This is a genomic window from Citrobacter telavivensis, from assembly GCF_041807075.1.
Classification (GTDB): Bacteria; Pseudomonadota; Gammaproteobacteria; order Enterobacterales; family Enterobacteriaceae; genus Citrobacter_A; species Citrobacter_A telavivensis.
Map to the genome: position 1 here is coordinate 1 of NZ_JBGUBF010000014.1, position 26,716 is coordinate 26,716.

At 52.1% G+C, this 26,716-nt stretch carries 20 protein-coding genes and 1 other RNA gene; 8 read left to right on the forward strand and 13 right to left on the reverse strand.

What is annotated here, in order from left to right:
• Positions 1-240 precede the first annotated feature (240 nt).
• The 11 genes from tdcG to garP form a co-directional block, all read right to left on the reverse strand.
• Positions 241-1,605 carry an L-serine ammonia-lyase gene (gene tdcG / locus ACERJC_RS24665; RefSeq protein ID WP_152406098.1) on the reverse strand — a complete coding sequence of 455 codons (1,365 nt, stop codon included), beginning with the start codon at positions 1,603-1,605 and terminating at the stop codon, positions 241-243.
• Positions 1,606-1,690: 85 nt separating this feature from the next.
• Positions 1,691-3,985: a 2-ketobutyrate formate-lyase/pyruvate formate-lyase gene (gene tdcE / locus ACERJC_RS24670; RefSeq protein ID WP_102602845.1), complete on the reverse strand. Its 2,295-nt coding sequence runs from the start codon at positions 3,983-3,985 to the stop codon at positions 1,691-1,693.
• A 33-nt stretch (positions 3,986-4,018) separates the two neighbouring features.
• Positions 4,019-5,227 (reverse strand): propionate kinase, encoded by a 1,209-nt coding sequence (gene tdcD, locus ACERJC_RS24675; RefSeq protein ID WP_178824150.1) that lies wholly within the window; start codon positions 5,225-5,227, stop codon positions 4,019-4,021.
• A gap of 31 nt (positions 5,228-5,258) precedes the next feature.
• Positions 5,259-6,590 (reverse strand): threonine/serine transporter TdcC, encoded by a 1,332-nt coding sequence (gene tdcC / locus ACERJC_RS24680; protein ID WP_152406100.1) that lies wholly within the window; start codon positions 6,588-6,590, stop codon positions 5,259-5,261.
• Between the two features lie 34 nt (positions 6,591-6,624).
• Complete coding sequence (gene tdcB / locus ACERJC_RS24685) at positions 6,625-7,614, reverse strand: bifunctional threonine ammonia-lyase/L-serine ammonia-lyase TdcB (RefSeq protein WP_152406101.1); 990 nt, start codon at positions 7,612-7,614, stop codon at positions 6,625-6,627.
• A 99-nt stretch (positions 7,615-7,713) separates the two neighbouring features.
• Positions 7,714-8,652 (reverse strand): transcriptional regulator TdcA, encoded by a 939-nt coding sequence (gene tdcA, locus ACERJC_RS24690; protein WP_042325209.1) that lies wholly within the window; start codon positions 8,650-8,652, stop codon positions 7,714-7,716.
• Between the two features lie 1,006 nt (positions 8,653-9,658).
• An RNA gene (gene rnpB / locus ACERJC_RS24695) (RNase P RNA component class A) lies at positions 9,659-10,035 on the reverse strand.
• Between the two features lie 32 nt (positions 10,036-10,067).
• The gene (gene garK, locus ACERJC_RS24700) at positions 10,068-11,213 is read right to left on the reverse strand and encodes a glycerate 2-kinase (RefSeq protein WP_178823121.1); all 1,146 of its coding nucleotides are present in this window, start codon (positions 11,211-11,213) and stop codon (positions 10,068-10,070) included.
• Positions 11,214-11,310: 97 nt separating this feature from the next.
• Positions 11,311-12,201 (reverse strand): 2-hydroxy-3-oxopropionate reductase, encoded by an 891-nt coding sequence (gene garR / locus ACERJC_RS24705; protein WP_286631649.1) that lies wholly within the window; start codon positions 12,199-12,201, stop codon positions 11,311-11,313.
• 29 nt (positions 12,202-12,230) lie between these two features.
• The gene (gene garL, locus ACERJC_RS24710; protein WP_046487582.1) at positions 12,231-13,001 is read right to left on the reverse strand and encodes a 2-dehydro-3-deoxyglucarate aldolase; all 771 of its coding nucleotides are present in this window, start codon (positions 12,999-13,001) and stop codon (positions 12,231-12,233) included.
• 28 nt (positions 13,002-13,029) lie between these two features.
• Positions 13,030-14,364, reverse strand: coding sequence for a galactarate/glucarate/glycerate transporter GarP (gene garP / locus ACERJC_RS24715; RefSeq protein WP_178823119.1), 1,335 nt, complete (start codon positions 14,362-14,364; stop codon positions 13,030-13,032).
• Positions 14,365-14,746: 382 nt separating this feature from the next.
• Between garP and garD the strand changes: the two genes are divergently transcribed.
• The 7 genes from garD (at position 14,747) to ACERJC_RS24750 (ending at position 23,217) form a co-directional block, all read left to right on the forward strand.
• Positions 14,747-16,318, forward strand: coding sequence for a galactarate dehydratase (garD, locus tag ACERJC_RS24720; RefSeq protein ID WP_373672702.1), 1,572 nt, complete (start codon positions 14,747-14,749; stop codon positions 16,316-16,318).
• A 355-nt stretch (positions 16,319-16,673) separates the two neighbouring features.
• The gene (locus tag ACERJC_RS24725; protein WP_373672703.1) at positions 16,674-17,933 is read left to right on the forward strand and encodes an ABC transporter substrate-binding protein; all 1,260 of its coding nucleotides are present in this window, start codon (positions 16,674-16,676) and stop codon (positions 17,931-17,933) included.
• Positions 17,934-18,013: 80 nt separating this feature from the next.
• Positions 18,014-18,958, forward strand: a complete 945-nt coding sequence (locus ACERJC_RS24730) for a carbohydrate ABC transporter permease (RefSeq protein WP_152406112.1) — start codon at positions 18,014-18,016, stop codon at positions 18,956-18,958.
• Between the two features lie 10 nt (positions 18,959-18,968).
• Positions 18,969-19,793 carry a carbohydrate ABC transporter permease gene (locus ACERJC_RS24735; RefSeq protein ID WP_373672704.1) on the forward strand — a complete coding sequence of 275 codons (825 nt, stop codon included), beginning with the start codon at positions 18,969-18,971 and terminating at the stop codon, positions 19,791-19,793.
• An 11-nt stretch (positions 19,794-19,804) separates the two neighbouring features.
• The gene (locus tag ACERJC_RS24740; RefSeq protein WP_373672705.1) at positions 19,805-20,917 is read left to right on the forward strand and encodes an ABC transporter ATP-binding protein; all 1,113 of its coding nucleotides are present in this window, start codon (positions 19,805-19,807) and stop codon (positions 20,915-20,917) included.
• A gap of 104 nt (positions 20,918-21,021) precedes the next feature.
• Entirely contained in the window at positions 21,022-22,278 is a 1,257-nt protein-coding gene (locus ACERJC_RS24745) for a Gfo/Idh/MocA family protein (protein ID WP_373672706.1), read from the forward strand.
• Between the two features lie 18 nt (positions 22,279-22,296).
• Complete coding sequence (locus ACERJC_RS24750) at positions 22,297-23,217, forward strand: ROK family protein (protein ID WP_178826151.1); 921 nt, start codon at positions 22,297-22,299, stop codon at positions 23,215-23,217.
• Between the two features lie 39 nt (positions 23,218-23,256).
• Here ACERJC_RS24750 and agaR read toward each other — a convergent pair whose 3' ends face one another.
• Both agaR and ACERJC_RS24760 read right to left on the reverse strand, forming a co-directional pair.
• A complete protein-coding gene (gene agaR / locus ACERJC_RS24755) occupies positions 23,257-24,027 on the reverse strand; it encodes a transcriptional repressor AgaR (protein WP_046487608.1) in 771 nt (256 codons plus the stop codon).
• A 321-nt stretch (positions 24,028-24,348) separates the two neighbouring features.
• A complete protein-coding gene (locus tag ACERJC_RS24760) occupies positions 24,349-25,152 on the reverse strand; it encodes a DeoR family transcriptional regulator (RefSeq protein WP_178826149.1) in 804 nt (267 codons plus the stop codon).
• Between the two features lie 251 nt (positions 25,153-25,403).
• Here ACERJC_RS24760 and kbaZ point away from each other — a divergent pair, with 251 nt between their 5' ends.
• A complete protein-coding gene (gene kbaZ, locus ACERJC_RS24765) occupies positions 25,404-26,699 on the forward strand; it encodes a tagatose-bisphosphate aldolase subunit KbaZ (RefSeq protein WP_152406118.1) in 1,296 nt (431 codons plus the stop codon).
• Positions 26,700-26,716 lie beyond the last annotated feature (17 nt).

Below are 26,716 nucleotides of genomic sequence, written 5' to 3' on the forward strand. Positions count from 1 at the left end.
AACGATGAACGTGTAGGCCCGATAAGGCGACAGCCGTCATCCGGCAAAAACAACTAAATGCCCGATGGCGCAGGCTTATCCGGCCTACAAACGGTGAACGTGTAGGCCGGATAAGGCGACAGCCGTCATCCGGCAAAAACAACTAAACGCCCGATGGCGCAAGCTTATCGGGCCTACGAACGATGAACCTGTAGGCCGGATAAGGCGACAGCCGCCATCCGGCAAGCTTTCTGGCGTTAGCTAACTGCACACCACTTTGATAGCCAGGCCGCCGCGCGATGTTTCGCGGTACTTATCGTTCATGTCCTTACCCGTCTCGTACATGGTCTCGATGACTTTATCCAGCGAGACGCGCGGCTCAGAGGTGCGGCGCAGTGCCATACGTGCGGCGTTAACGGCTTTAACCGCGTTGATCGCATTGCGTTCAATACACGGAATCTGTACCTGTCCGGCCACCGGATCACAGGTTAAGCCAAGGTTGTGCTCCATCGCGATTTCCGCCGCGATGCAAACCTGCGCCGGACTGCCGCCCAGCAGTTCAGTCAACCCCGCCGCGGCCATTGAACTGGCCACGCCGATTTCCCCCTGACAGCCGACTTCCGCCCCGGAAATGGACGCATTCATTTTGTACAGCGCCCCGATGGCCCCGGCCGCCAGCAGGTAGCGAGCAATGGAGTTGGCATTCAGCGGGCGACGGAATTTATCGTAATAAGCCAATACCGCAGGAATAATACCGCATGCGCCATTGGTTGGCGCAGTCACCACGCGCCCGCCTGCCGCATTCTCCTCACTGACCGCGAGCGCAAACATGTTGATCCAGTCGATGACGTTCATCGGATCGCTGGAGAGACTGTCATTGGAGACCAGCAAACGGCGTAGCGCCACCGCGCGACGCGGCACATTCAGTGGACCGGGTAAAACCCCTTCGGTATTCATCCCGCGTTCAATGCCACCCTGCATCACATCCCAGATCTGGGCGAACCCGGCATCAATCTCCGCCTTACTGCGCAGCGCCAGTTCGTTTTGCATCATCAGTCCGGAGACCGAAAGGCCGTTGTGCTCACACAGTTTCAGCAATTCTCTGGCGGAATGGAAATCATAAGGGACCGGCGTTTCTACGTCGTGCGCCTGACCAAAGCGCTCTTCCTCCACGATAAACCCGCCGCCAATGGAGTAGTAGGTTTTACTCAACAGCGTGTCCTGGTTTTCCCAGGCGGTGATCCGCATTCCGTTCTCGTGCCGTGGTAGCGTTTCTTCATGAAAAATAATGCTCTCGGCAACCGGGAAATCAACGACATGCGTCCCCTCAGCAACCGGCAATCGACCGGTACGGGTCACCTCGCCAATAAACGCGGGGATGGCGTCAATGTTGACGCTTTGCGGACTGTTCCCGGCCAACCCCATCATAATGGCGGTATCAGTCGCATGGCCTTTTCCGGTCAGCGACAGCGAACCATACAAATCAACCGACATGCGCGTCGTGCGCGATAAGCGTCCACTGCTGACCAGTTGATCGATAAAACGTTTTCCTGCATTCATCGGGCCTACGGTATGGGAGCTGGAAGGACCAATGCCAGGTTTGAAAATATCGAATGCGCTAATCATTTCTACACCCTCGGACTCGTTCAGTGGAGACCAGGTTTTCATACGCATAGTGAATCGGGGCGATCCGCAGACCGCCCCGATAACGTTACATCGCCTGGGTGAAAGTACGCGAAATGACGTCCTGCTGCTGCTCACGGGTGAGTGCGTTGAAGCGCACAGCGTAGCCGGAGACGCGGATCGTCAGGTTCGGATAGTTTTCCGGATGTTCAATGGCATCCAGTAACATCTCCTTGTTCATTACGTTAACGTTCAGGTGCTGCCCACCTTCCACGTGTGCTTCATGGTGGAAGTAACCATCCAGCAGCCCGACCAGGTTGGTCTTGCGCACCGGATCCTCTTTCCCAAGTGCCGCAGGCACAATCGAGAAGGTGTACGAAATCCCGTCCTTCGCGTAGGTAAACGGCAGTTTCGCGACCGAAGTCAGCGAGGCAACCGCGCCTTTGCGATCGCGTCCGTGCATCGGGTTAGCGCCCGGCGCGAATGGCGTCCCGGCGCGACGTCCGTCCGGGGTATTCCCGGTTTTCTGCCCGTACACCACGTTGGAGGTAATGGTCAGAATCGACTGCGTCGGTACCGCGTTCCGGTAGGTTGGCAACACTTTAATTTTCTTCATAAAGCGTTCAACCAGATCGCAGGCGATGCTGTCCACGCGCTCGTCGTTATTTCCGTATTGCGGATATTCCCCTTCAATCACGAAATCGACCGCCAGCCCGTTATGGTCACGAACCGGTTTCACCGTTGCATACTTGATGGCAGAGAGCGAATCCGCCGCCACCGACAGTCCGGCAATACCGCATGCCATCGTGCGATAAACGTCGCGATCGTGAAGCGCCATCAGCGACGCTTCGTAACTGTACTTGTCGTGCATGTAGTGGATGATGTTCAGCGCGCTGATGTACTGCACCGCCAGCCAGTCCATAAAGTGATCCAGACTGTCCATCACGGTGTCGTAATCCAGCACGTCGTCCAGCAGCGGCGCGGTTTTCGGCCCCACCTGGATTTTCAGCTTCTCATCCACACCGCCGTTGATCGCATACAGCAGCGTTTTGGCGAGGTTGGCGCGCGCACCGAAGAACTGCATCTGTTTACCGATCACCATCGGACTCACGCAGCAGGCAATCGCGTAGTCATCGCTGTTAAAGTCGGTACGCATCAGATCGTCGTTTTCATATTGCAGCGACGAAGTGACGATAGAGACCTGCGCGGCATACTTTTTAAACGCAATCGGCAGCGCTTCTGACCACAGCACGGTGAGGTTGGGTTCCGGTGCCGGTCCCATCGTGTGCAGCGTATGCAGGTAACGGAAGGCGTTTTTGGTCACCAGTGTGCGACCATCCAGCCCCATCCCGCCGATCACTTCCGTCGCCCAGATCGGGTCGCCGGAGAACAGCGTGTCAAACTCCGGCGTACGCAGGAAGCGCACCATGCGGATCTTCATAATGAAGTGGTCGATCAACTCCTGCGCCTGTTGCTCTGTGAGGATCCCGGCGTTAAAGTCGCGCTCGATATAAATATCGAGGAACGATGCGGTGCGGCCCAGCGACATCGCGCCGCCGTTTTGTGATTTCACCGCCGCCAGATAGGCGAAGTAGACCCACTGTACCGCCTCTTGCGCGTTACGCGCCGGACGAGAGATATCGCAGCCATATTTCGCCGCCATCTCCTGCATTTGCAGCAGCGCGCGACGGTGCTCCGCCAGTTCTTCACGCAGACGAATCGTGGCTTCCAGACTCTGTCCCCACTCCAGATTCGACTGGAGATCGGCAAACTGCAGTTCACGCTCACGAACCAGATAGCGGATGCCGTACAGCGCTACGCGACGGTAATCACCGATAATACGCCCACGACCGTAGCCGTCCGGCAAACCGGTCAACACACCGGATTTACGGCAGCGCAGCATGTCCGGAGAATAGGCGTCAAAAACGCCCTGGTTGTGCGTTTTACGCAGCTCAGTGAACAGGTATTCGAAGTTCGGATCCATTTCACGACCATAAGCATCGAACGAGCTTTTGATCATGTTGACGCCGCCAAACGGATGCAGCGCGCGCTTCAGCGGTTTATCCGTTTGCAGACCGACTATCTTCTCCAGTTCTTGCTCGATGTAACCCGCATCGTGTGCGGTAATGGTGGTCGCAATATTGGTATCGAAATCGACTGGCGCATGCGTCGCGTTTTCGATACGAATGCCCGCCATCACCTTTTCCCACAATGCGGTGGTTGCAGGCGTTGCGTCAGCGAGGAAGGATTCATCCCCTTCATAAGGCGTATAGTTGTGCTGAATAAAATCACGGACATTAATTTCTTCTTTCCAGTCCGTACCTTTAAAGCCAAGCCATGCTTCGGCATACAGCATATCGCTGGTATCGATATCTACCTTCATGAAAAATAATCTCTCTACAGAACTACAAATAAATTAGGCGTATTCCATGGCTGCATTAATGCGGCCTAATTGAATCGCATCGAGCGCAATCATTTTTTCTTCGTTCGTCGGGATCACGGCGCAATTAACCCGGGCATCACGGGTGGAAATAATGCGTTCGCCATGAGAATTCGACAGGTTATTTCGGTCGCTGTCGATATTCACCCCCAGTACCGCCAGATGTTCAACCACCAGGCGACGAATTAATACCGAGTTCTCACCAATACCGCCGGTAAAAATAATGCCATCCAGACGATGTAACGAGGCAGCATGACCGGCAATATGACGGGCAATTCGGTGAACAAAGGTTTTAATCGCCAGTTGTGCGCGCTCATGCCCTTCATGCCAGGCTTTTTCCAACACCCGCAGGTCAGACGACAGGCCAGAAATCCCAAGCAAACCGGACTCTTTATTCACTACCCGCTCCAGATCGCTCAGAGTCTGATGGGTTTCACTGGCTACCCACGCCATCGCGCCGAAGTCCACGTCGCCGCTGCGTGTGCCCATCATCAGCCCTTCCAGTGGCGTCATCCCCATAGAGGTGTCGACGCTGTGTCCATTACGGACGGCGCAAATTGACGCACCGTTGCCGAGGTGGGCAATCACCAGACCAGAGTCCTGTTCGGGCAGCGTTAGCAGTTCATGGGCACGTTGAGAAACATAGCGGTGCGACGTTCCGTGAAAACCATAGCGCCGCACGCCCAGTTCTTCGAAATACTTCCACGGCAGACCATACAGATAAGCCTCTGGCGGCATGGTCTGGTGGAAGCTGGTATCAAATACCGCCACCTGTGTGACGCCGGGGAACAGATGCTGTGCGGATTCAATCCCGCTCAGGTTCGCGTAATTATGTAACGGTGCCAATGGTGAAACACGGCGAATATTGTCAATCACCTCATCGGTAATAATGGCTGACTCGGTAAAGATATTTCCACCGTGAGCAATGCGGTGGCCAATTAAGGCCACGCTGTCATTTAAATTACGTTTTTCCAGTTCAAAAGCAATCGCCTTTAATGCGCCTTCGTAGCTGTGGTGAGCCAGTGTGACTGGCTCACCTCCATTTACAGATAAGAACGCATTTTCCGAATTAATACCATCCGCAATGCCTGCCATTAATACATCGCAGTTATTTGCATCCAGTACTGAAAACTTAATTGAAGACGATCCACAATTAATGACCAGAACTATCGGAAACTCATTCATTTCACTACTCCGCTCATCCTGAGCTTAAGGATTAAAACAGTTTGTACACGATATTCAGAATGGTCAGCAGACCAATGATGGTGACAAACACGTTATCCAGACGACCACGGTATTTCGCCAGCGACGGTGCCTTACGAATGGCATACATCGGCAGCAGGCACAGCAGTGAAGCAATAATCGGTGCACCCATCGCTTCAATCAGGTCCAGAATGTTCGGGTTGGCGTAGGCAACAACCCAGGTGGAACCCATGATGAAGATCATGCTGATGGTGTTGAGCTTGCCAGAGGACACCTTCGTTTTATCGCCTTTATAACCGAACTTCAGCACCAGACCGTTCAGCCCTTCCAGCGTTCCCAGATAGTGACCGAAGAAGGATTTAAAGATGGCAACCAGCGCAATAATGGACGCGCCATATTCCAGCACAGTGGCAAAAGTCGATTTCGTACCGGACAGGGACGCGAAATGGTTTGCCAGATAAGACAGTACCGGAATGTTTTGCGCTTTCGCATCCGCCATATTTGCCGGAGAGAGCGTGAACAGGCAGCTAAAGGCGAAGAACATGACCACGGCCACCATCAGCATGCTGGCGCGAGAGATGATCTGAGAACATTTCTGCTCGGTGTATTCACGACCAAAATCTTTCTCGTACTCTTCACGTTTAGAGACCACGAAAGACGAGACGATCGGCGAGAAGTTGAATGAGAACACCATGATGGAGATCCCCAGCCACACGGTGACCAGAATGCCATCGTGACCGGTTAACGCGATATTGCTGATATCGACCTGATCGATCACCGCAGAGTTCCAGTAAGGGATCAGCGACAGCGAGATCAGCACCAGGCTGGCAATGAACGGCCATACCAGGTAGCTCATCACTTTAACCATCAGATCCTTACCAAACCAGATAACGAACGCCATCAGCAGCAGCAGGAACAGGGCCACAAAGCCGCGGTTCAGCGCTGGCATCTGCAACTGGTTTTCCCAGAACGTCATAAACGTGTTGGTAATGGTGACGCCATAAATCCACAGCAGCGGACAAATCGCGAAGAAATAGAGGAACGTGATAACCACGCCGCCCGTCTTACCAAAGTGCTCTTCTACCGTTTCCGTGATGTTGCCAGACGGGTTTGACCCGGACAGACACAGACGCGCCAGCGCGCGGTGGCAATAAAAGGCGATGGGGTACGCCAGTACCAACATCAAAAGAATGGGGATTAAGCCGCCAAATCCTGCGCGGATGGGGAAGAACAACACCCCGGCGCCGATGGCAGTACCAAATAAACCCAGTGTCCAGGTGGTGTCCGATTTACGCCAGGACGACTGTTTTGTCTGGCTGGATACAATGCTGTCAGTAGTACTCATATCCTATCCTCAACGAAGAGATTAATAGCCGGATTTACGCGTCAGCTAAACCCGTAATTTGCGATACACGAGAAAGATCGATATTTCCGCCAGAAATGATGCTGACCGTTTTTCTGTTCTGGATATAACCATCTAATTTCCCACTTAATAAAGCAGCACATGCCAGTGCACCTGCACCTTCGGTCACCACTTTATTACGTTGAATTAAAGCAATCATGCTGTTGCGAATTTCGTCTTCGCTGACCAGGACAATGTCATCCACTAATTCACGCACAATTTCGTAGGTTAAATTACCCGGGCGGGAAACATCACAACCATCCGCCAGGGTGCCGGTCGTTCGGTGCGTGGTTATTTCTCCAGCCTGATAAGACGCCGCCATGCCGTGCACGTTTTCGGACTGCACGCCAATCACTTTAATGGTCGGGTTAATTGATTTAATGGCGATAGCAATACCTGCAATTAAACCGCCGCCGCCGATAGGAACAATCACGTTATCGACGTCATACAGGTCTTCCATAATTTCCAGACCGATAGTGCCCTGGCCGGCAATGACTTTCGGATCGTCATACGGCGGAATAAAAATACGCCCTTCCATTTCGACAATCTCACTGACCTTGGCGATGGTGTCGTTGAAGTTGTCGCCGTGCAGCACCACTTCCGCAGAGTAGTCGCAGGTGGCGGCCACTTTCGACTTCGGCGCGCCTTTTGGCATCACCACTTTGCCATCAATACCCAGCATTGCGCAGGAGAGGGAAACCCCTTGTGCGTGGTTACCCGCTGAACAGGCGACAACGCCTTTGCGTTTTTCTGCATCCGTCAATGAGCTGAGTTTGTTAAATGCGCCACGAATTTTAAATGAACCGGTACGCTGCATGTTTTCAAATTTAAGGAATATTTCCCCTTTGCACCGCTCACTAAAATAGTTTGAGCGAGGCATGCCTGTTTTATATATTTTCCCCGCCAGTCTTTTTTTTGCTTCGAGGATATCTTCAATGGCAACCGGGAGATCGTAAGTAATGTGCATTGTAACCTCTTACCTGATAGTAAAGTAATAGATAGCCGTAACCAACGTCTGATATTAAGATCGATGGTATGAATAAAGGATTAAATTAAATTTAATCGGTTAGTTGATTTCAATTAATTGCTTTCGCCTGCAACCTTTATAAGATGAATATTCTTTGGCTAATTCAACCAAAACAGAAGCAGCTTTTTTAATGCGATAGTTTTTTGACCATATTGCGGCATAGCGCGCAATGGGTAACGATTCTTCTACAGGGAGAGTAATAAACTGGTTTGAACCAAAAGGTGCGGCCATGTCGCACGGAATCACTGTCAGAAAATCAGCATTGAGAACAAGATTATAAATGGTCACAACAGAGTCAGTTTTAACGATGTTTTCAATGCTGATGCCATTTCTTTGCAGGGTGGTGAGGAGTTCGCTGTAGTAGCCCATATTCGTTTGTGGCAACACCCACTGTTCGTTCTGCAACGATTCCAGTGTGGTGGTGCCGGTGCATGTTCGGGACTTATTCGCCACCAGCACGAACTCCGACTCAAAGAGCGGCTCGACGTGCAGATCCTGCAATTTCATTTCGTCGCTGAGCGTACCAATCGCGAAGTCCAGTCTCCCGTCGCGGATCGCTGGCAGGAATGAGGAGAGTTGCGCCTCATACATGGAGACCTGCGATTTTGGGTAGACCTCTTTAAACTTCTGGATCATATCGGACATAAAGGTAAAACCAATCAGCGAAGGAAACCCGAATGAGATATCAACCACCGTGTTGTCGGTCATGCTGTTCATCTCATTCACCATGTTTTTCATCTCACGGGTGATGGATTCGGACCAGGAAAGTAAAACCTGCCCGGCATGGGTTAAGGTGACACCGGTATTTTTGCGGACCACCAACTCAACGCCGAAATAAGCTTCAATATCGTTAATGATTTTACTGACAGCCGGCTGAGTTAACCCTAATTCTTTTGCCGCAGAACCGATAGAACCGCTTCTGATTACTTCCTGAAAGACCACCAACTGCTGTGTTTTTGGGAGAGCAAACGTATTCATATCGACCTGCGTTAATAACTTTGTTGACGGCGTGAAGTGTAACAAATTACGTGAAGCAGGATATGTGCGACTACTCACAAATTGCCTTCACCTATATTTAAAGGGGTTATTATAAAATAAATAACTTGTTTGAATTCAATTGATTACACAAATACCATGTCACTTTAGTCTGATTTTTGTCAAAAAAATAGGGGGGGATAACAATATTTTATGGCGATAACACACGTTATTTTCACCTCAGGTTTAAAAATGAGGAATGACGATATTTCAAGCAATTATCGAGCAGTTAATGGCCAAATTGTTCATTAAATTTAATAAGTAATTTATCAAATATAATTATACTCAGGACATAAGTTGAGATAAATAACGTTATACATCACGTTTTTTTGCCTTATTTGTTTATAAACAAACATTGAATTTATCATTAATTAAATATAAGCATACAAATAATTATCATTTACAACAATGCATTAACACTGACATTTTTCACTTTTACAGAGTGTAATTTTATCTAAGAGAACGTTTGCTTTTCATTTCTCCCGACAAACTAACCACTGGCAGCGTTTTGTGTTGCCGCTCACAGAACCAGAAATCTCTTATTTGTGAGCAGCTCAAAACCATGCCGGATGGCGATGCTATCGCATCTTATCCGGCCTACAGGAGCTACAGGAGCGGGGTCGACGTTCGTAGGCCTGATAAGCGAAGCGCCATCAGGCAACAGCGTTGTTGCAGCCTGTAAAAGCAAAAACCCGCCGAAGCGGGTTTATACATTATGAGGTGAAGCTGACCGATAAGGCGCTTTCTTTCGGGTATAGCGTCGTGGACAGTCATTCTGCGAGCAGCTCAAAACCATGCCGGATGGCGATGCTATCGCATCTTATCCGGCCTACAGGAGCTACAGAAGCGGGGTCGACGTTCGCAGGCCTGATAAGCGAAGCGCCATCAGGCAACAGCGTTGTTGCAGCCTGTAAAAGCAAAACCCGCCGAAGCGGGTTTATACATTATGAGGTGAAGCTGACCGATAAGCCGGGTTCTGTCGTGGACAGTCATTCATCTAGGCCAGCAATCGCTCACTGGCTCAAGCAGCCTACCCGGGTTCAGTACGGGCCGTACCTTATGAACCCCTATTTGGCCTTGCTCCGGGTGGAGTTTACCGTGCCACGGACTGTTACCAGCCGCGCGGTGCGCTCTTACCGCACCCTTTCACCCTTACCTGATCCCACTTGCGTGGGCCATCGGCGGTTTGCTCTCTGTTGCACTGGTCGTGGGTTTCCCCCCCAGGCGTTACCTGGCACCCTGCCCTATGGAGCCCGGACTTTCCTCCCCTCCGCCTGTCTCCCTCGAAAGGGACGACGACGAAGCGGCGACTGTCTGGTCAGCTTCGGCGCGCAGTATAGAGGGTTTGCACGCCCTTGTCACCCCGCACTGCGCATTCCCACCGCCAGCGTCGCCGCAATGTTTCGCGATGCCCGGTAAATGTTGTCAAATGCGCCGCGAAAAGCCTCTTCCAGAGTACCAATACTGGTTAATACGCTGAACACGGCATCGATCCCATATTGATGCACCACGCCGACATCCCGCGTCAGACTGCCCGCAATACCAATCACCGGCTTGTGGTATTTTTTCGCTACGTTCGCCACGCCAACCGGCACTTTGCCGTGAATACTCTGGCTGTCGATGCGCCCTTCACCAGTAACAACCAGCGTACAGTCGTGAATATGTTCTTCCAGATTGAGCGCCTGAGTGACTATCTCAATCCCGCTTTTCAGCTCCGCGCCGAGGAATGCCATCAGCGCCGCCCCCATGCCACCTGCCGCGCCTGCGCCAGGCACGTTTTTCACATCCACACCCAGCGATTTTTTAATGATGTCTGCGTAGTGAGCCAGATTGCGGTCCAGTTCGAGGATCAACGCCTCCGTCGCCCCTTTTTGCGGACCAAAGATCCGCGAGGCGCCCAGCTCGCCCACCAGCGGATTAGTCACGTCACAAGCGACGCGGATAGCACAGTTTTTTATACGCGGATCCAGACCAGACACATCAATGGTGTTGAGACTATTCAGGCTGCCGCCGCCGTAGCCCATTTCAGTTCCGTTGGCATCACACAACTTCGCCCCCAGCGCCTGAACCATCCCGGCGCCACCATCATTGGTCGCGCTCCCGCCAATGCCGATAATAATATTGCTCGCCCCACTGTCCAGCGCCTGCAAAATAAGCTCCCCGGTGCCGCGCGAAGTGGTAATCAGTGGGTTACGTTTATCGGGGGGAACCAGCGCCAGTCCGCTGGCTGCCGCCATTTCAATAAACGCGGTCTTTCCATCGCCTGACATGCCCCAGCTGGCATTCACTTTTTCACCCAGCGGTCCGGTCACCAAAGCGGAATGTGCAGAACCGTGCGTGGCGGCAATCATGGCTTCAACCGTCCCCTCACCACCATCGGCGACCGGAACGGAAACATACTGCGCATCGGGGAAAATTTCCCGAAATCCTTTTTCTATCGCCTGCGCTACCTCAGTAGCTGAAAGGCTTTCTTTATAAGAGTCTGGGGCAATTACGATTTTCATGATGATCGCCTGTTACTGCACAACGCCGGATGGCGTTTTACTTATCCGGCCTACAATCCAGGCCCGGATCGCGACGCGCCATCCGGGCACAAGGTCATTAGCGAGTGACTTCCACTTTCGCCAGTTTTTCGTAATAGCACGCCAGCGCACTGTGGTCGGCGGTTCCCAGGCCGTCAGCACGCAGCGCCTGCATCATCTCCATAACTGCCGCAGTCAGCGGAAGCTGAGCACCAACACCGTGAGACGTATCCAGCGCGTTAGCCAGATCTTTAATGTGCAAGTCGATACGGAAACCTGGCTTGAAGTTACGGTCCATCACCATCGGCGCTTTCGCATCCAGTACGGTACTACCCGCCAGGCCGCCACGGATCGCCTGATAGACCAGATCCGGATTCACACCGGCTTTGGTTGCCAGCGTCAGCGCTTCGGACATCGCCGCAATGTTCAGCGCCACAATCACCTGGTTTGCCAGCTTGGTGACGTTACCCGCACCGATGTCACCGGTATGAACAACGGAACCCGCCATGGCTTTCAGCAGGGGATAGTACTTATCGAAAATCGCCTTGTCGCCGCCAACCATCACCGACAGCGTGCCGTCGATGGCCTTTGGTTCACCGCCACTCACCGGCGCGTCCAGCATATCGATGCCTTTGGCTTTCAGCGCGTCGCTGATTTCACGGCTCGCCAGCGGCGCGATAGAACTCATATCGATCAGCACTGTGCCCGGTTTCGCCCCTTCGATAATGCCGCCTTCGCCCAGCGCTACCTCTTTCACATGCGGAGAGTTCGGCAGCATGGTGATGATGACATCACACTGCTCAGCAATCGCTTTAGCGTGAGGAGCGGTTTCTGCGCCTGCCGCGATAACGTCAGCGATCGCTTCAGGATTACGGTCAGAAACCACCAGCGAGTAACCTGCTTTCAGGAGGTTTTTACTCATTGGTTTACCCATGATACCCAGGCCAATAAAACCAACTTTCATAGTCATATCAATAATCTCTCTTGTTTCGGTGGTGGTTATTTCTTAAAGGAGTCAGCCAGCTTCTGCGTGGCGGAACGGAACACGCCCAGGTCGCTACCGACGGCAACAAACGTAGCGCCCCATTCCAGATAGCGACGTGCGTCGGCATCAACCGGTGCCAGAATGCCGCTCGGCTTGCCGTGCGCTTTCGCGCGGGCAAAGATGTGCTGAATGGCTTTTTGCACCTCAGGATGAGACGCATTGCCGAGGTGGCCTAACGCCGCCGCCAGATCGCTTGGGCCAACGAAAATGCCGTCGACGCCTTCGGTGGCAGCGATAGCATCGACGTTATCCACGCCCTGCTGGCTCTCAATCTGCACAATGATGGTGATGTTCTTGTTGGACTGCGCGAAGTAATCCGGGACGGTGCCAAACATGTTGGCGCGATGCGATACAGACACCCCGCGGATCCCTTCTGGCGGATAGCGCGTTGATGCGACGGCATTCACCGCCTCTTCTTCCGTTTCAACAAACGGGATCAGGAAGTTGTAAAAACCGATATCCAGCAGACGCTTGATAATGACCGGCTCATTGGTTGGTACACGCACAACCGGCGCGCTGGCACTGCCTTTCAGCGCCATCAACTGCGGAATAAAGGTGGAGACATCGTTTGGCGCATGTTCGCCATCCAGCACCAGCCAGTCGAAGCCCGCCAGTCCTAAAACTTCGGTACTGATTGGGCTTGCCAGCGCTGACCAGCAGCCGATCTGAATCTGATGCGCAGCCAGCGCTGCTTTGAACTTGTTCGGGAAAATGTCGTTATTCATCACTTTTACCTTGTCACTTAACCGTTAATTATTTCTGCAGTTCCATACGTTTAATGTCACCGACAATAAACAGGTAGCACACCATTGCCATTAGCGCGGAACAACCAACGAATACCAGCGCAGCGTTGAAGGAGTGCAGTTCACTTACCAGGTAACCGATAACCAGTGGCGTTACGATGGATGCCACATTGCCAAAGACGTTAAATACTCCGCCGCACAGGCCAACAATCTCTTTCGGTGCGGTATCCGAGATAACCGGCCAGCCCAGAGCGCCAAATCCTTTACCAAAGAAGGCCAGCGCCATCAGCGTCACCACCAGCGCGGTGTTGTCGGTGTAGTTGCACAGAATGATGGTGGAGGCCAGCAGCATTCCCAGCACAATTGGCAGCTTACGTGCAACGGTGATAGAAAAACCGCGCTTAATCAGATAGTCCGAGAACACACCGCCCAGCACGCCGCCGGCGAAACCACACAGTGCCGGAATCGAAGCCACCAGACCCACTTTCAGGATCGACATCCCTTTTTCCTGCACCAGGTAAATCGGGAACCAGGTCAGGAAGAACCAGGTGATGGTGTTGATGAAATACTGTCCGAAGAACACGCCGAGCATCATGCGGTTGGTCAATAACTGCTTGATGTAATGCAGTTTCGGACCACTGGCCACTGCGTTGCCAGGCTTTTTGTGGTCCATATCCACGACCGCACCGTTTTCAGAGATGAACTTCAACTCTTCTGCGGACATCCGCGGGTGGTCAGTGGGGTTATGAATCAGTTTGACCCACAGCGCCGTCAGGACAAACCCGATGACGCCCATCACGGTAAAGACGTGCTCCCAGCCCCAGGCAAAGGTCAACCAGCCCAGCAGCGGCGAGAACAGTGCCAGTGAAAAATACTGGGCAGAGTTAAAGATGGCCGACGCGGTTCCACGCTCTTTGGTCGGGAACCAGGCCGCCACGATACGGGCGTTTGCCGGGAATGAAGGCGCTTCCGAGAAACCCAACATAAATCGCATAAAGAACATGGAGACCCCTGCCCAGGCCAGCGGGAACATGTCCACGAAGCCTTGCAGGAAGGTGAACAGCGACCAGAAGAACAGGCTGTAGGTGTAAACTTTTTTCGAACCAAACTTATCGAGCAGCCAGCCGCCGGGGATTTGCATCAGCAGGTAGGCCCAGCCAAATGCAGAGAAGATGTAGCCCATCGACACGGCGCTCAACTGCAACTCTTTGGCGACTTCGGTACCGGCAATGGATAGCGTCGCCCGGTCCGCATAGTTAACCGCAGTGACAATAAAAATTATCAACAGAATTAAATAGCGGGTATGCGTACCTTTCTTTTTTTCTTCAACTGTATCCAGGATCATTTTATTTACCTCAGGAACTTAAGCAGACGTATTTATTATTATTTATTGATGACAGACGCTATCGCTTATTAATTAATGCAGATACTCATTTCGTGATTCAGTATAATCAGGCGGGAAGCATTAAGCATTGTGCAGATGCTCATTAACAATGCTTATTACAAATAATATCTTGAGCACATGCACATAACGCTGGGCGCTGATGCACATATTTACGCTTTACTCCCCCTGATAGCAGGGCTTTCACCATAACGAGTGATCTGGATCACATTCTTAATTTTGAACTCCTGACATCCTTATTTCACGACAGGACATCCTTATTTTAATAATCAGATTCGTAGAACCCTCTATATTAATATCACCCCCGGCTGGAGAATACTGGACAATGGCCAACATCGAAATCAGACAAGAATCGCCGAGCGCATTTTATATAAAGGTCCACGAGACAGATAATGTGGCGATCATTGTTAATGACAATGGTTTGAAAGCCGGGACGCGTTTCCCGGATGGACTGGAGCTTATTGAGCATATTCCACAGGGACATAAAGTCGCGCTGGTGGATATTCCGGTTCATGGCGAAATCGTACGTTATGGTGAAGTGATCGGCTACGCCGTGCGCGACATTCCGCGTGGAAGCTGGATTGATGAATCCATGGTTGAGCTGCCGAAAGCCCCGCCGTTGAATACCCTGCCGCTGGCGACCAAAGTACCGGAACCACTGCCGCCGCTGGAAGGCTATACCTTTGAAGGGTACCGCAACGCCGATGGCAGCGTGGGCACCAAGAATCTGCTCGGCATCACCACCAGCGTGCACTGCGTGGCGGGCGTGGTGGATCACGTCGTCAAAATCATCGAGCGCGATCTGTTGCCTAAATACCCGAACGTCGATGGCGTGGTGGGACTTAACCACCTGTACGGCTGCGGCGTGGCAATTAACGCCCCTGCTGCGGTGGTACCTATCCGCACCATCCATAACATCTCACTGAACCCAAACTTTGGCGGTGAAGTGATGGTCATTGGCCTGGGCTGTGAAAAACTACAGCCGGAACGTTTGCTGGAAGGCACGGACGATGTGCAAAGTATTCCGGTAGATAGCGCCAGCATCGTCAGCCTGCAGGACGAGAAGCACGTGGGCTTTCGCTCCATGGTCGATGATATCCTGCAGGTTGCTGAGCGCCATCTGGCCAAGCTGAACCTGCGCCAGCGCGAAACCTGCCCGGCCTCTGAACTGGTCGTCGGGATGCAGTGCGGCGGCAGCGATGCGTTTTCCGGCGTGACGGCAAACCCGGCGGTGGGCTATGCCTCTGACCTGCTGGTACGCTGCGGGGCCACGGTGATGTTCTCTGAAGTCACCGAAGTCCGTGATGCGATTCATCTGCTGACGCCTCGCACCATCAACGAAGAGGTCGGTAAACGTCTGCTGGAAGAGATGGCCTGGTACGATAACTATCTCGATATGGGAAAAACTGACCGCAGCGCTAACCCCTCTCCGGGTAACAAAAAGGGCGGTCTGGCGAATGTAGTGGAAAAAGCGCTGGGCTCAATTGCGAAGTCCGGCAAAAGCGCGATTGTCGAGGTGCTCTCTCCGGGCCAGCGTCCGACCAAACGCGGTCTGATTTATGCTGCGACACCAGCCAGCGATTTTGTCTGCGGCACACAACAGGTGGCTTCCGGGATCACCGTGCAAGTGTTCACCACCGGTCGGGGCACCCCATATGGCCTGATGGCCGTGCCGGTCATTAAGATGGCGACCCGTACTGAACTGGCAAACCGCTGGTACGACTTAATGGATATCAATGCGGGCACCATCGCCACAGGCGAAGAGACCATTGAGGACGTCGGCCAGAAGCTGTTCGAGTTTATTCTTGATGTCGCCAGCGGCCGTAAAAAAACCTTCTCCGACCAATGGGGACTACACAACCAGCTGGCGGTGTTTAACCCGGCGCCAGTGACCTGATATTTTCGAAACGAAAGCAACCGGGAAAACGGGGAGTGCTCCCCGTTTTTCTTCCCGTCCCCGAAAGATAAAGTGATAGTGCTCGCAGTTTTGAAGGTTAATTTTTCACCCGACATTTTTCGATTTTCACCGGTAGAAAAATCCTAAGCTGTTGAAAGAAAGCGCAACACCTGAAGTCTCCCTTTCTGCCCTCTTTTCGTTTTGATAAAAGAGAAACCTACCGAAAGCGCCACCGGTTTTAATGCGATAATCCCCTCATTTTTCCCCCTTTGACTTTCCCCTTTGTTAAACAGAATATTCAATGGCTTCTGTAATTTACCTCACCGACATTCTGACCCGAATAAAGAGGGAAGTTATGTATACCTTAAATAAGAATAATGTCGCCCTGGCATGCCTTTTTACATGTTTACTGACGGCACCGGCTATCGCCAGTGCTGAAGGCCAGACGACAGATAAACCCGTTAAATTACGCTACACGCTGTGGGATCGAAATCAACTTCCCGGCGAACAGCAACTGGTTAATGAGTTTGAAAAAAATAACCCCGGTGTGAAAGTTGAAATCGAGTTAACGCCTTATGATCAATATTTCATAAAACTCAGTTCAGCGGTCGGGGGAAATGTTGCGCCGGATGTATTCTGGATGAATATGCCGAATTTTCAGCAGTACGTTAAAAACGGTATGCTGGAACCACTGACCCCTTATTTAAAAGATAAATCATCGCCCAACCTTGATGACTTTGTGAAAAGTTCCGTCGATGCTTATCAGTTCCAGTCAAAACAATACGCTATACCTCGTGATATCGACGCCATTGCCGTCTGGTATAACAAAAAAATGTTTGATCAGGCGGGCGTGGCTTATCCCGATAAAAACTGGACGTGGGACGATTTAAAACAGAAATCAGAACAGCTACGTAAAAAACTGGATCAACAATCTTATCCACTGGCAATGGAATTCAGCAGCGGTCAGGACAGCTATTTTAACCTGCTGTTACAGGCCGGCGATAAGATTGTCCTGCCTGAGGGTAAAACGGATGTTGCCAATGACAACGCGATCGCGGTATATCGCGACGTTCAGGGTATGCTGAAAGCGGGACTGATCCAGCCCCCAGGTGAAATGGAAGCATCCGATGTCTTCCAGTCCAGCAGAGTCGCAATGGTCTACGCGGGCTCATGGTGGGCGCTACCCTTCTCACAAAACGAACTGATCAAAGATCATATTGGCGTAGTCCCAATGCCCAAAATGGCAGAACAGGCTGGCGTCTCGCATAGCCTGGCATTCGCCATGTCGGCCAAAAGCCAACATAAAGAAGCGGCCTGGAAGTTCATTGAATTTATGAGTTCTGAACATGCCCAGCAAACGCTGGCCGCGGGTAAAGTGGTGATTCCGGCCAATCAGAAAGTCGCCAAAGCGTGGGCTGAAGGCTTTAAGGATATCGATGTCTCCGCCTATATCGATTCACTGGCGTTTTCCCATAAATATCCCACTGCCGGTTCCAATACCGCAAAATGGAATAGCATTCTTAACGATGGGCTGAAGAAAGTCTGGATGGGGAATGATCCGCAACAAGTGATGCCCGGTGTTGCAAAACGCGTTGAGCGTGAAATGCAGAAATAATATTGAGGGAGCCCGGCTCCCTCTCACCTCTCCTGCGTAAACCCATTTATTGTTTGTAAAGTGAGCATCCCGGAGTCTGTATGAGCTATTCAGATGAAGCGACATCTCCGCCGTTATCGGCCAGGGAACCCAATAAGAAATCCCTGACCCGACTGGAAAAAGAAGAACGTTTCTGGGGGTGGATAATGATTCTGCCGCTACTGGCGGGATTAGTTATTTTTTACTTTACGCCGTTCTTCCAGAACGTATTTTACAGTTTTACCGATCTGGGCGAATTTCAGATCTGGACGACAATCAGTCTGGATAATTACATTAATTTATTCAGCGATGATGAATTCCGCTCAGCCATATTTAACACGCTGGCCTACGTCTTTATTTGTGTACCGGCGATCACGGTACTGTCTTTACTGCTGGCCATTGGTTTAAACCAGGCGATTCGCGGTCAATGGTTGTTCCGCACGCTGTTATTTCTTCCGGCCGTCACAATGCCAGCCGCCATTGCGATGGTCTGGCAGTGGTTGATGAACCGTAATTTCGGTTTGCTCAATCAGATCCTGGCCTATTTCGATATCCCTGCCATCGGTTGGCTGTCCGATCCGGATATTGTCCGTCTGAGCGCGTCACTGGTCATTATCTGGTCGGCTATTGCTCTGAAGATGATCATTCTGCTCGCCGGACTGCAGGGGATCCCCAGGCAAATCTATGAAGCTATGTCTCTGGATGGCATCAGTAAACTGCGCGGCTTCTGGTCAATTACCCTGCCGTTGATGATCCCGACGCTGTTCTTTGTTCTGGTGATCTCATTTATCGAAACGCTGCAAATATTCGATGTGGTGTATCTGCTGTTTGGCAGTTCTTCCATGGTGGACGATCAGACCATGACCATCGCTTATCTCTTTTATAAATATGCCTTTATCTACCATGAAAAAGGGTACGCCTCAGCGATTGCCGTGGTGATTTTCGTTATCACGATGGTACTGACCCTGCTGCAAGTATGGATAGGCAAACGGCTTAAGGCACAGTAAGGCAACCACTATGTTCATGACAAAACGTGATAAATGGCTGATTTATGGCCTGATGATCCTGGCAACGCTGGTCACGGTGGTTCCCTTTCTCTGGATGGTGATCACCTCGTTTAAAACCCAGGCGGAAAGTATTGCCTTCCCGCCAATCCTGCTGCCCGCCAATCCGGGGTTTCAGGCGTACGATAAAATCTTGCATGAGATGCCGTTTGACAGCTTTTATTTTAACTCGATCGTTTCCACGCTGGTCATCGTCATCTTACAGACGCTGATTGCCGCGATGGCGGCGTATGGCTTCTCCCGCCTGCGTTTTAAAGGGCGCGATATCCTCTTTATGCTCTGCATTTCGATTCTGATGGTCCCCGGACAGATCTTTTTGATCCCGCAGTTTTTAACGATCGAAAAAATAGGCCTGCTGAACTCGATTCCCGGTCTGGTGCTGCCGGGGTTATTCAGTATTTATAGCGCTTTTTTATTGCGTCAGTTTTTTCTGTCCGTACCGAAAGAACTGGAAGAAGCGGCAATTATGGATGGATATAACCATTTAACGATCTTTTTCAAAATCATGCTGCCGCTGATTAAACCCGGGCTTATCGCCTGCGTCATTATTAACGGGTTGTGGAGCTGGAATAACTTAATGTGGCCGCTCATCGTCAATACGTCGATGGACAAAATGACGCTGCCAGTGGGACTGGCCTCGCTTTCCGGCCGTTCAGGGGTGGAGTACCCCATGCTCATGGCCGGGGCGTTACTCGCGATTATCCCCATGTTGTTACTTTATATTTTCTTCCAGCGCTATTTCATTCGTGGCATCGCCGGTGCCGGAATTAAAGGATAAGGGGCATTGTTATGTCAGGCATTCAATTACAGTCAGTAGGCAAAATCTATCCGAATGGCTTCCAGGCGATTCATGGCGTTGATCTTGAAATTCATGATGGCGAATTTATGGTTTTTGTCGGGCCATCCGGCTGCGCAAAATCAACGTTGCTGCGCATGATCGCCGGACTGGAAGATATTACTCAGGGTCATATTTCAATTGGCGAACGGTGCGTCAACGATCTGCTGCCAAAAGAGCGCGGCGTGGCGATGGTCTTTCAAAATTACGCCCTCTATCCCCACATGACTATCTACAAAAATATGGCGTTCAGCCTGCAGGGCAAAATGAACAAGCAGGAGATTGATGTTCGCGTACGGGATGCCGCGCGCAAACTGGAAATCGAAACGCTACTCGACAAAAAGCCCGGTCAGCTTTCAGGGGGACAATGCCAGCGCGTGGCCGTTGGCAGGGCCATTGTTCGTAAGCCTGAAGTGTTTTTGTTTGATGAGCCGCTGTCCAATCTCGACGCCAAACTGCGCGTGTCGATGCGCGTGCGCCTGACGGAACTTCATCGCCAGCTGCGTCACGAAGGCGTGAACGCGACGATGGTGTATGTCACCCACGATCAGATTGAAGCAATGACCATGGGAGACCGCATTTGTGTACTCAACGGCGGACGGATTATGCAGGTCGACACCCCGGGCAATATCTACCATCAGCCAAAAAATAAATTCGTGGCGGGTTTCATCGGTAACCCGGCAATGAATATTCATCTTCTGGCACTCGATCCCGATACGCGCGGACTCCGTCTGGATGACGCGCTGATCCTGCCCTTAACCGCACGACTCGCCTCCCAACTGGCGGATTATCCGCACGACAGCGTCTGGTTTGGCATCCGGCCAGAGGCGATTCAGTTGGCGCAGCACAACGATCCTGCGGCGTTCGACGCCCGGGTAACCAACGTGGAAAGAATGGGCAATGAAGATCTCCTGCATTTCAATATCGGCGCACAGCTAATGATCTTGCGAGTCAATTCGTCACCGGACTGGAACCCTCTCCCCGGCGAATCGATCAAAGTGAAATTCAATCTTGACGCCGCTTTTTTATTCGACAAGCAGGATGAAGAAAATTTAGCCAGGTCCTGATGTCGCGTACGTCATTGGCTGGCGCAAAAAATATCCGTTTGTTTTTTCATGCCCCACGACGCAGAACAACGCGAATTCAGGCGAGGGCAAAATGAGAGGTTTATATGTGTGCAAAGAAAGTGACCGTATTAGTGGTTGGCGCAGGCGCGCGCGGCGAAATATATTCTCGTTACGCGCTTGAACATCCGGACCGTATGCAGGTTGTCGGCGTGGCAGAGCCCAGAGAGGCGTATCGCCAACAATTTGTCGCTCAGCATAATATTGAGCAGGAAAATATCTTTAACGACTGGAAAGCGGCGGCGGCTCGTCCGCGAATGGCAGACGTCGTGCTGATCTGCACTCAGGATACAATGCACAAAGAGCCTGCCATCGCGTTTGCCGACCTCGGCTATCATATTTTGCTGGAAAAGCCTCTCGCCCCCACGCCGGAAGATTGCCGCACCATCATTGCGGCGGTGAAGCGCAACAACGTTTTATTGGGTGTCGCCCACGTTCTGCGCTACACCCGCTACACGCAGAAACTCAAGTCCCTGCTCGACAGCGGGGTGATTGGCGAGATTGTCAGCATGCAGCATCTCGAGCCGGTGGGTTACTGGCACCAGGCGCACTCTTTCGTGCGCGGTAACTGGCGTAATGAAGCGGAATCGTCGTTTATGCTGCTACAAAAATCCTGCCACGATATGGACTGGATCCGCTACATCATGGGCGACCACTGTCAGGATGTGACCTCATTTGGCAACCTGAGCCATTTCGTGAAGGAGAACCAGCCGGAGGGTGCCGCCGATCGCTGCCTGGATTGCCAGGTTGAAGCGACCTGCCCCTGGTCAGCCTGCAAAATTTATCTTGGCGAGGATCACAAATGCACGCCGCATTTCCGTCGCGTGCTGACGGCGGATCCCACAGAGGAAAATGTCCGCCAGGCGCTGCGCGAGGGGCCGTATGGCCGCTGTGTTTATCGCTGTGATAACGACGTGGTGGATCATCAGGTGGTCAACTTACGCTTTGCCCATCAACAAACCGTCACGTTCACCATGACCGCCTTTACCCGCATGGAAGATCGAAAGACGCGGCTTTTCGGTACGAAAGGCTATCTCGAGGGCAATGGCGAGCAGATCCGGGTGTTTGATTTTCTGACGGACCGCGAGACGGTCTACGCGATCGAAGAGATCGCCGCAGGCACACAAACCCAGATGGGAGGCCACGGCGGCGGTGACTACTATCTGATGGATCGCTTTATTCACGCCGTGATGGCGGGCGATCAAAGTATGATTCTCTCCGGCCCCGATGAAGCACTGGAAAGTCACTTAATGGTCTTTGCCGCAGAGCGCGCTCGCAAGGAAAACTGTCTGGTTACACTGTGAAGTTCGAGGAGATGTGGCATGTTTTACGGTGTTGATATTGGTGGCACAAAAACTGAAATTGTCGCCTTTGATAAGGAAATGCAGGTTCGCTGGCGCAAGCGCGTGGCCACGCCGGTTCAGGATTACGAACTTTTTCTCTCGACCTTTACCTCGCTTATCGATACAGCCGACTGGGCAACAGGCATGCAGGGCAAAATCGGCATTGGCATGCCCGGATTGATGGACAGGCATACCGGAAAGCTGCTGTCGTCGAATGTCCCCTGCCTGACCGGGCGTCAGGTAATGAACGATCTGGCGCATCGACTCAACCGCTCGGTGGCGCTGGATAATGACTGTTGCTGCTTCGCGCTGTCGGAAGCGCATACTCATCAGGCTCGTCAGTTCTCACGAATTTTTGGTGCGATTATCGGTACCGGCATGGGGGGAGGACTGGTGATCGACGGGCAGTTATATCGTGGGCGTAACCGGATGGCCAGCGAGTTTGGCCATCTACCGCTACCCGCCACCTTTATGCGTCGCTATAACCTGCCGGAAATCAAGTGCGGCTGCGGCCTACAGGGCTGTCTGGAGCGCTACCAGTCCGGGCCTGGTTTACTCTGGCTGCATAAGCACTTAAGCGGTGAGCCGCTCAAAATGGAGACGCTGCTGGAAAACTACCGTCATGGCAACGCCAGCGCCGTCGCCACCGTCGAGGCGTGGATTGATATGCTGGGCTGTACGCTGGCGCAACTGCAGCTCATTCTGGACGTCGACGCCTTTGTTCTGGGGGGAGGCGTCTCCAACATTGAGGAAATTTACACCCTACTGCCGGGTGCCATGTCGCGCTACCTCTTCCCCGGTCTGGCTCCCGCTAACGTCTTCCCGGCCGTGCACGGCGCGTCCAGCGGCGTACGCGGTGCTGCCCTGTTGCTGGTCGAACAGGATGCGCTGATGCACTAAGACGTCGCCGGCAAAAACGCGTTTTGCCGGCGACGTCCCTTATTCATCCACGATAACGACATCCACCCCCATCTGGCTGAGCGCCTGATGGTAATGCGCCGGGATACCGCTGTCGGTAATCACCCGATCAATACCGTTAATTTCACTGATCATGCAAAAACTCTTGCGGCCGAACTTACTGGAATCCGCCACCACCGTGACCTCCTGCGCCACCTGACACATCACCTGGTTAAGGTGCGCTTCTCCCGGATGCGGCGTGGTGATCCCGGCTTCCAGACAAAATCCATCGACGCCCAAAAAAAGCTTATCAAACCGATACTGTCTGAGCTGATGTTCCGCCGAAGGGCCATACAGCGAGTAAACGCTTTGCCTGACATTTCCCCCCAGGATCATGACATCCACACGTTCAAAATTGGCCAGTTCCCAGGCAATGTTCAGCGCGTTGGTCATCACCACCAGATCGCGGCGACTTTTCAGCAGCGGAGGAATAAGCGTGGTGGTCGAACCGGAATCAAGAATCAACGTGTCACCATCTTTCACAAAGCTGGCCGCCTTTTCCGCAATGCGCGATTTCACATCGCGGTTCAGTCGATCTTTATCCTGTAAGGGACGATCGAGGGCAAAATGTTGATTTAACACGGCTCCGCCATAGGAGCGCATGACGCAGCCTTTCTGCTCGAGATAACGTAAGTCATTGCGGATCGTGACGCTTGAGACACCGAAATGCACACTGAGGGGTTCGACACGAACGCTGCCTTGATCGCATAACAGGTCAATTATTTGCTCGCGACGTCTTAAGTTATCCAGCATTGCTTTTGCTCCATTGCATGTTGTTATGTTTTAGCGATTTATCGCTTTCGTTTTCTTTTAAATATATTAAATCAGAAGACTTAAGGCGAATTTGTGAACACGTCTACAGCGCGGATTTTGGCAAAAACACCGCTTTTTCTTTCGTTTTATCTAAACCGAAAATGGGAAAGGCGAAAGATCGAAAAGCGTGCAGGACAGGTGAGCGGGAGACTGGGACGAAAAATCAGTGAAAAAACGAAAGCGGGTTCGTAAAAAACCCGCTGACATTTTTCTTTTTGTTTAATTGAAGGACATCACAATTTTGAATTTTAACGACGCCACCTAAACGATAATGACCTCAACGCCGCTGCGATGAAACTCCTTCAGGCTCTCTTCCGGGATGCCTTCATCGACGATGATGGTATGAATACGTTGAGTATCAATAATTTTATGCAGGCTCGAGCGGTTAAATTTGCTGGAATCGGTGACCACGATAATCCGTTCCGCCACTTCACACATCCGGCGATTCAGTCGGGCTTCGTCTTCGTTGTGGGTACTGACGCCCCGCTCTAAATCAATGGCGTCGACGCCCAGAAACAGCATATCGAAGTGATAATTCTGCAACGATTGTTCGGCCTGGTCGCCGTAAAACGACTGCGACTGCCGACGCAGATGACCACCGGTCATCAGCAGCTCCACCCCATCCGCGTCCAGTAAAGCATTAGCGACGTTCATCCCGTTGGTCATCGCTATCACATCGGTATGCTGACGCATCAGGCGCGCAATCTCATACGTCGTTGTGCCGGAGTCCAGGATCACGCGGTGACCCGGTTTGATAAGCCCCACGGCCGCTTTGGCGATACTGCGTTTCACCGCCGTGTTCAATGAACTTTTATCTTCGACGGAAGGCTCCGCGCCCGGCGTATTACTGTCGCAAATCAACGCGCCGCCATAGGCGCGAACGGCGATCCCCTGCTTTTCCAGGAACGCCAGATCGTTGCGGATCGTCACCGTGGAAACGCCGAACAATCCCGAAAGATCGTTCACCTGTACGCTTCCTTGCTGCCGCAACCGCTGGATAATCTGCTCACGTCTTTCGCTGGTGCCTGACACCCGCTTTTCTCCAGAAGCATCGGTATTGCTCATAAGAAATCCTTTGGCTAATTCTTTCGTTTCATTTCGTTTTGCCTATTAACGCCTTTCTTTTGTCGGAATGCAAGCCGAAAAAAGCCGCCCGGAAGGGCGAAAACGTCGGCTGAATGCTTTCATTATGTTTCTTTTGTGAAACAGATCGGAAAACTATTATCTTTCGTTTTATTTTTATAAGACCATGATGCAGTATCAATTGAAACAAAACGAAAGATTGCAAGTCGCAGTTACCCGATCTGGAGAGGAAAGTGAAACATCTGACTGATATGGTGGAGCAGCATAAACGAGGTAAGGCAATCGGAATTTACGCCGTTTGTTCCGCGCATCCGCTGGTACTGGAATCCGCAATACGTTACGCGCAGGCAAACCACTCGCCGCTGCTGATTGAAGCAACCTCGAATCAGGTTGACCAGTTTGGCGGTTATACAGGCATGACCCCAACCGATTTTCGCCATTTTGTCTGCCAACTGGCTGACTCGCTTGGCTTCCCTCAGGAACAGTTAATTCTGGGGGGGGATCACCTCGGTCCCAACCGTTGGCAAAATCTGGCCGCAGAACCGGCAATGGCCCATGCCGATGAACTGATCAGAAGCTATGTCGCCGCTGGATTCAAAAAAATCCACCTCGACTGCAGCATGTCCTGCCAGGGCGATCCCGTACCATTGACCGATGCCATCGTCGCGGAACGCGCCGCGCGCCTGGCGAAAATAGCCGAAGAGACCTGCATCGCCCACTTTGGTGAGTCGGATCTCGTCTATGTGATTGGCACTGAAGTGCCGGTACCGGGCGGTGCCCATGAGACGTTAACCGAACTGGCGGTAACCACGCCCGAGGCCGCGCGCGCAACGCTGGAAGCCCATCGTCACGCCTTTGAAAAACAGGGACTCGACGATGTCTGGCCGCGCATCATCGCGCTGGTGGTGCAACCCGGCGTTGAGTTCGACCATACCCACATCATTGATTATCAACCGCAGAAAGCCGTCGCGTTAAGCAAGATGGTAGAGGCGTATGACACGCTGGTCTTTGAAGCGCACTCCACGGACTATCAAACGCCGCAGTCACTGCGCCAGTTAGTGAAAGATCACTTTGCCATCCTGAAAGTCGGCCCGGCCCTGACCTTCGCCCTGCGCGAAGCGCTGTTCTCGCTGGCCGCCATTGAAGAAGAGTTGCTCCCGGCAAAAGCCTGTTCCGACCTGCGTCATGTCCTTGAGAGCGTCATGCTCGATCGTCCGGAATACTGGCAGAGTCACTACCACGGCGATGGCAACACCCGTCGTCTGGCGCGCGGCTACAGCTATTCCGATCGTGTTCGTTACTACTGGCCAGACAGCCAGATTGATGACGCGTTTGAACGACTGGTGCGCAATCTGGCGGATGAGCCGATTCCACTGCCGCTCATTAGCCAGTATATGCCGTTACAGTACGTAAAAGTGCGCGAGGGAGATCTCAATGCCACACCGCGAGAACTCATCATCAACCACATTCAGGACATACTGCAGCAGTACCATGCCGCCTGCCAGGGCGTAACGTCCCAGAACAAATAACAAAAAGAGGAATACGC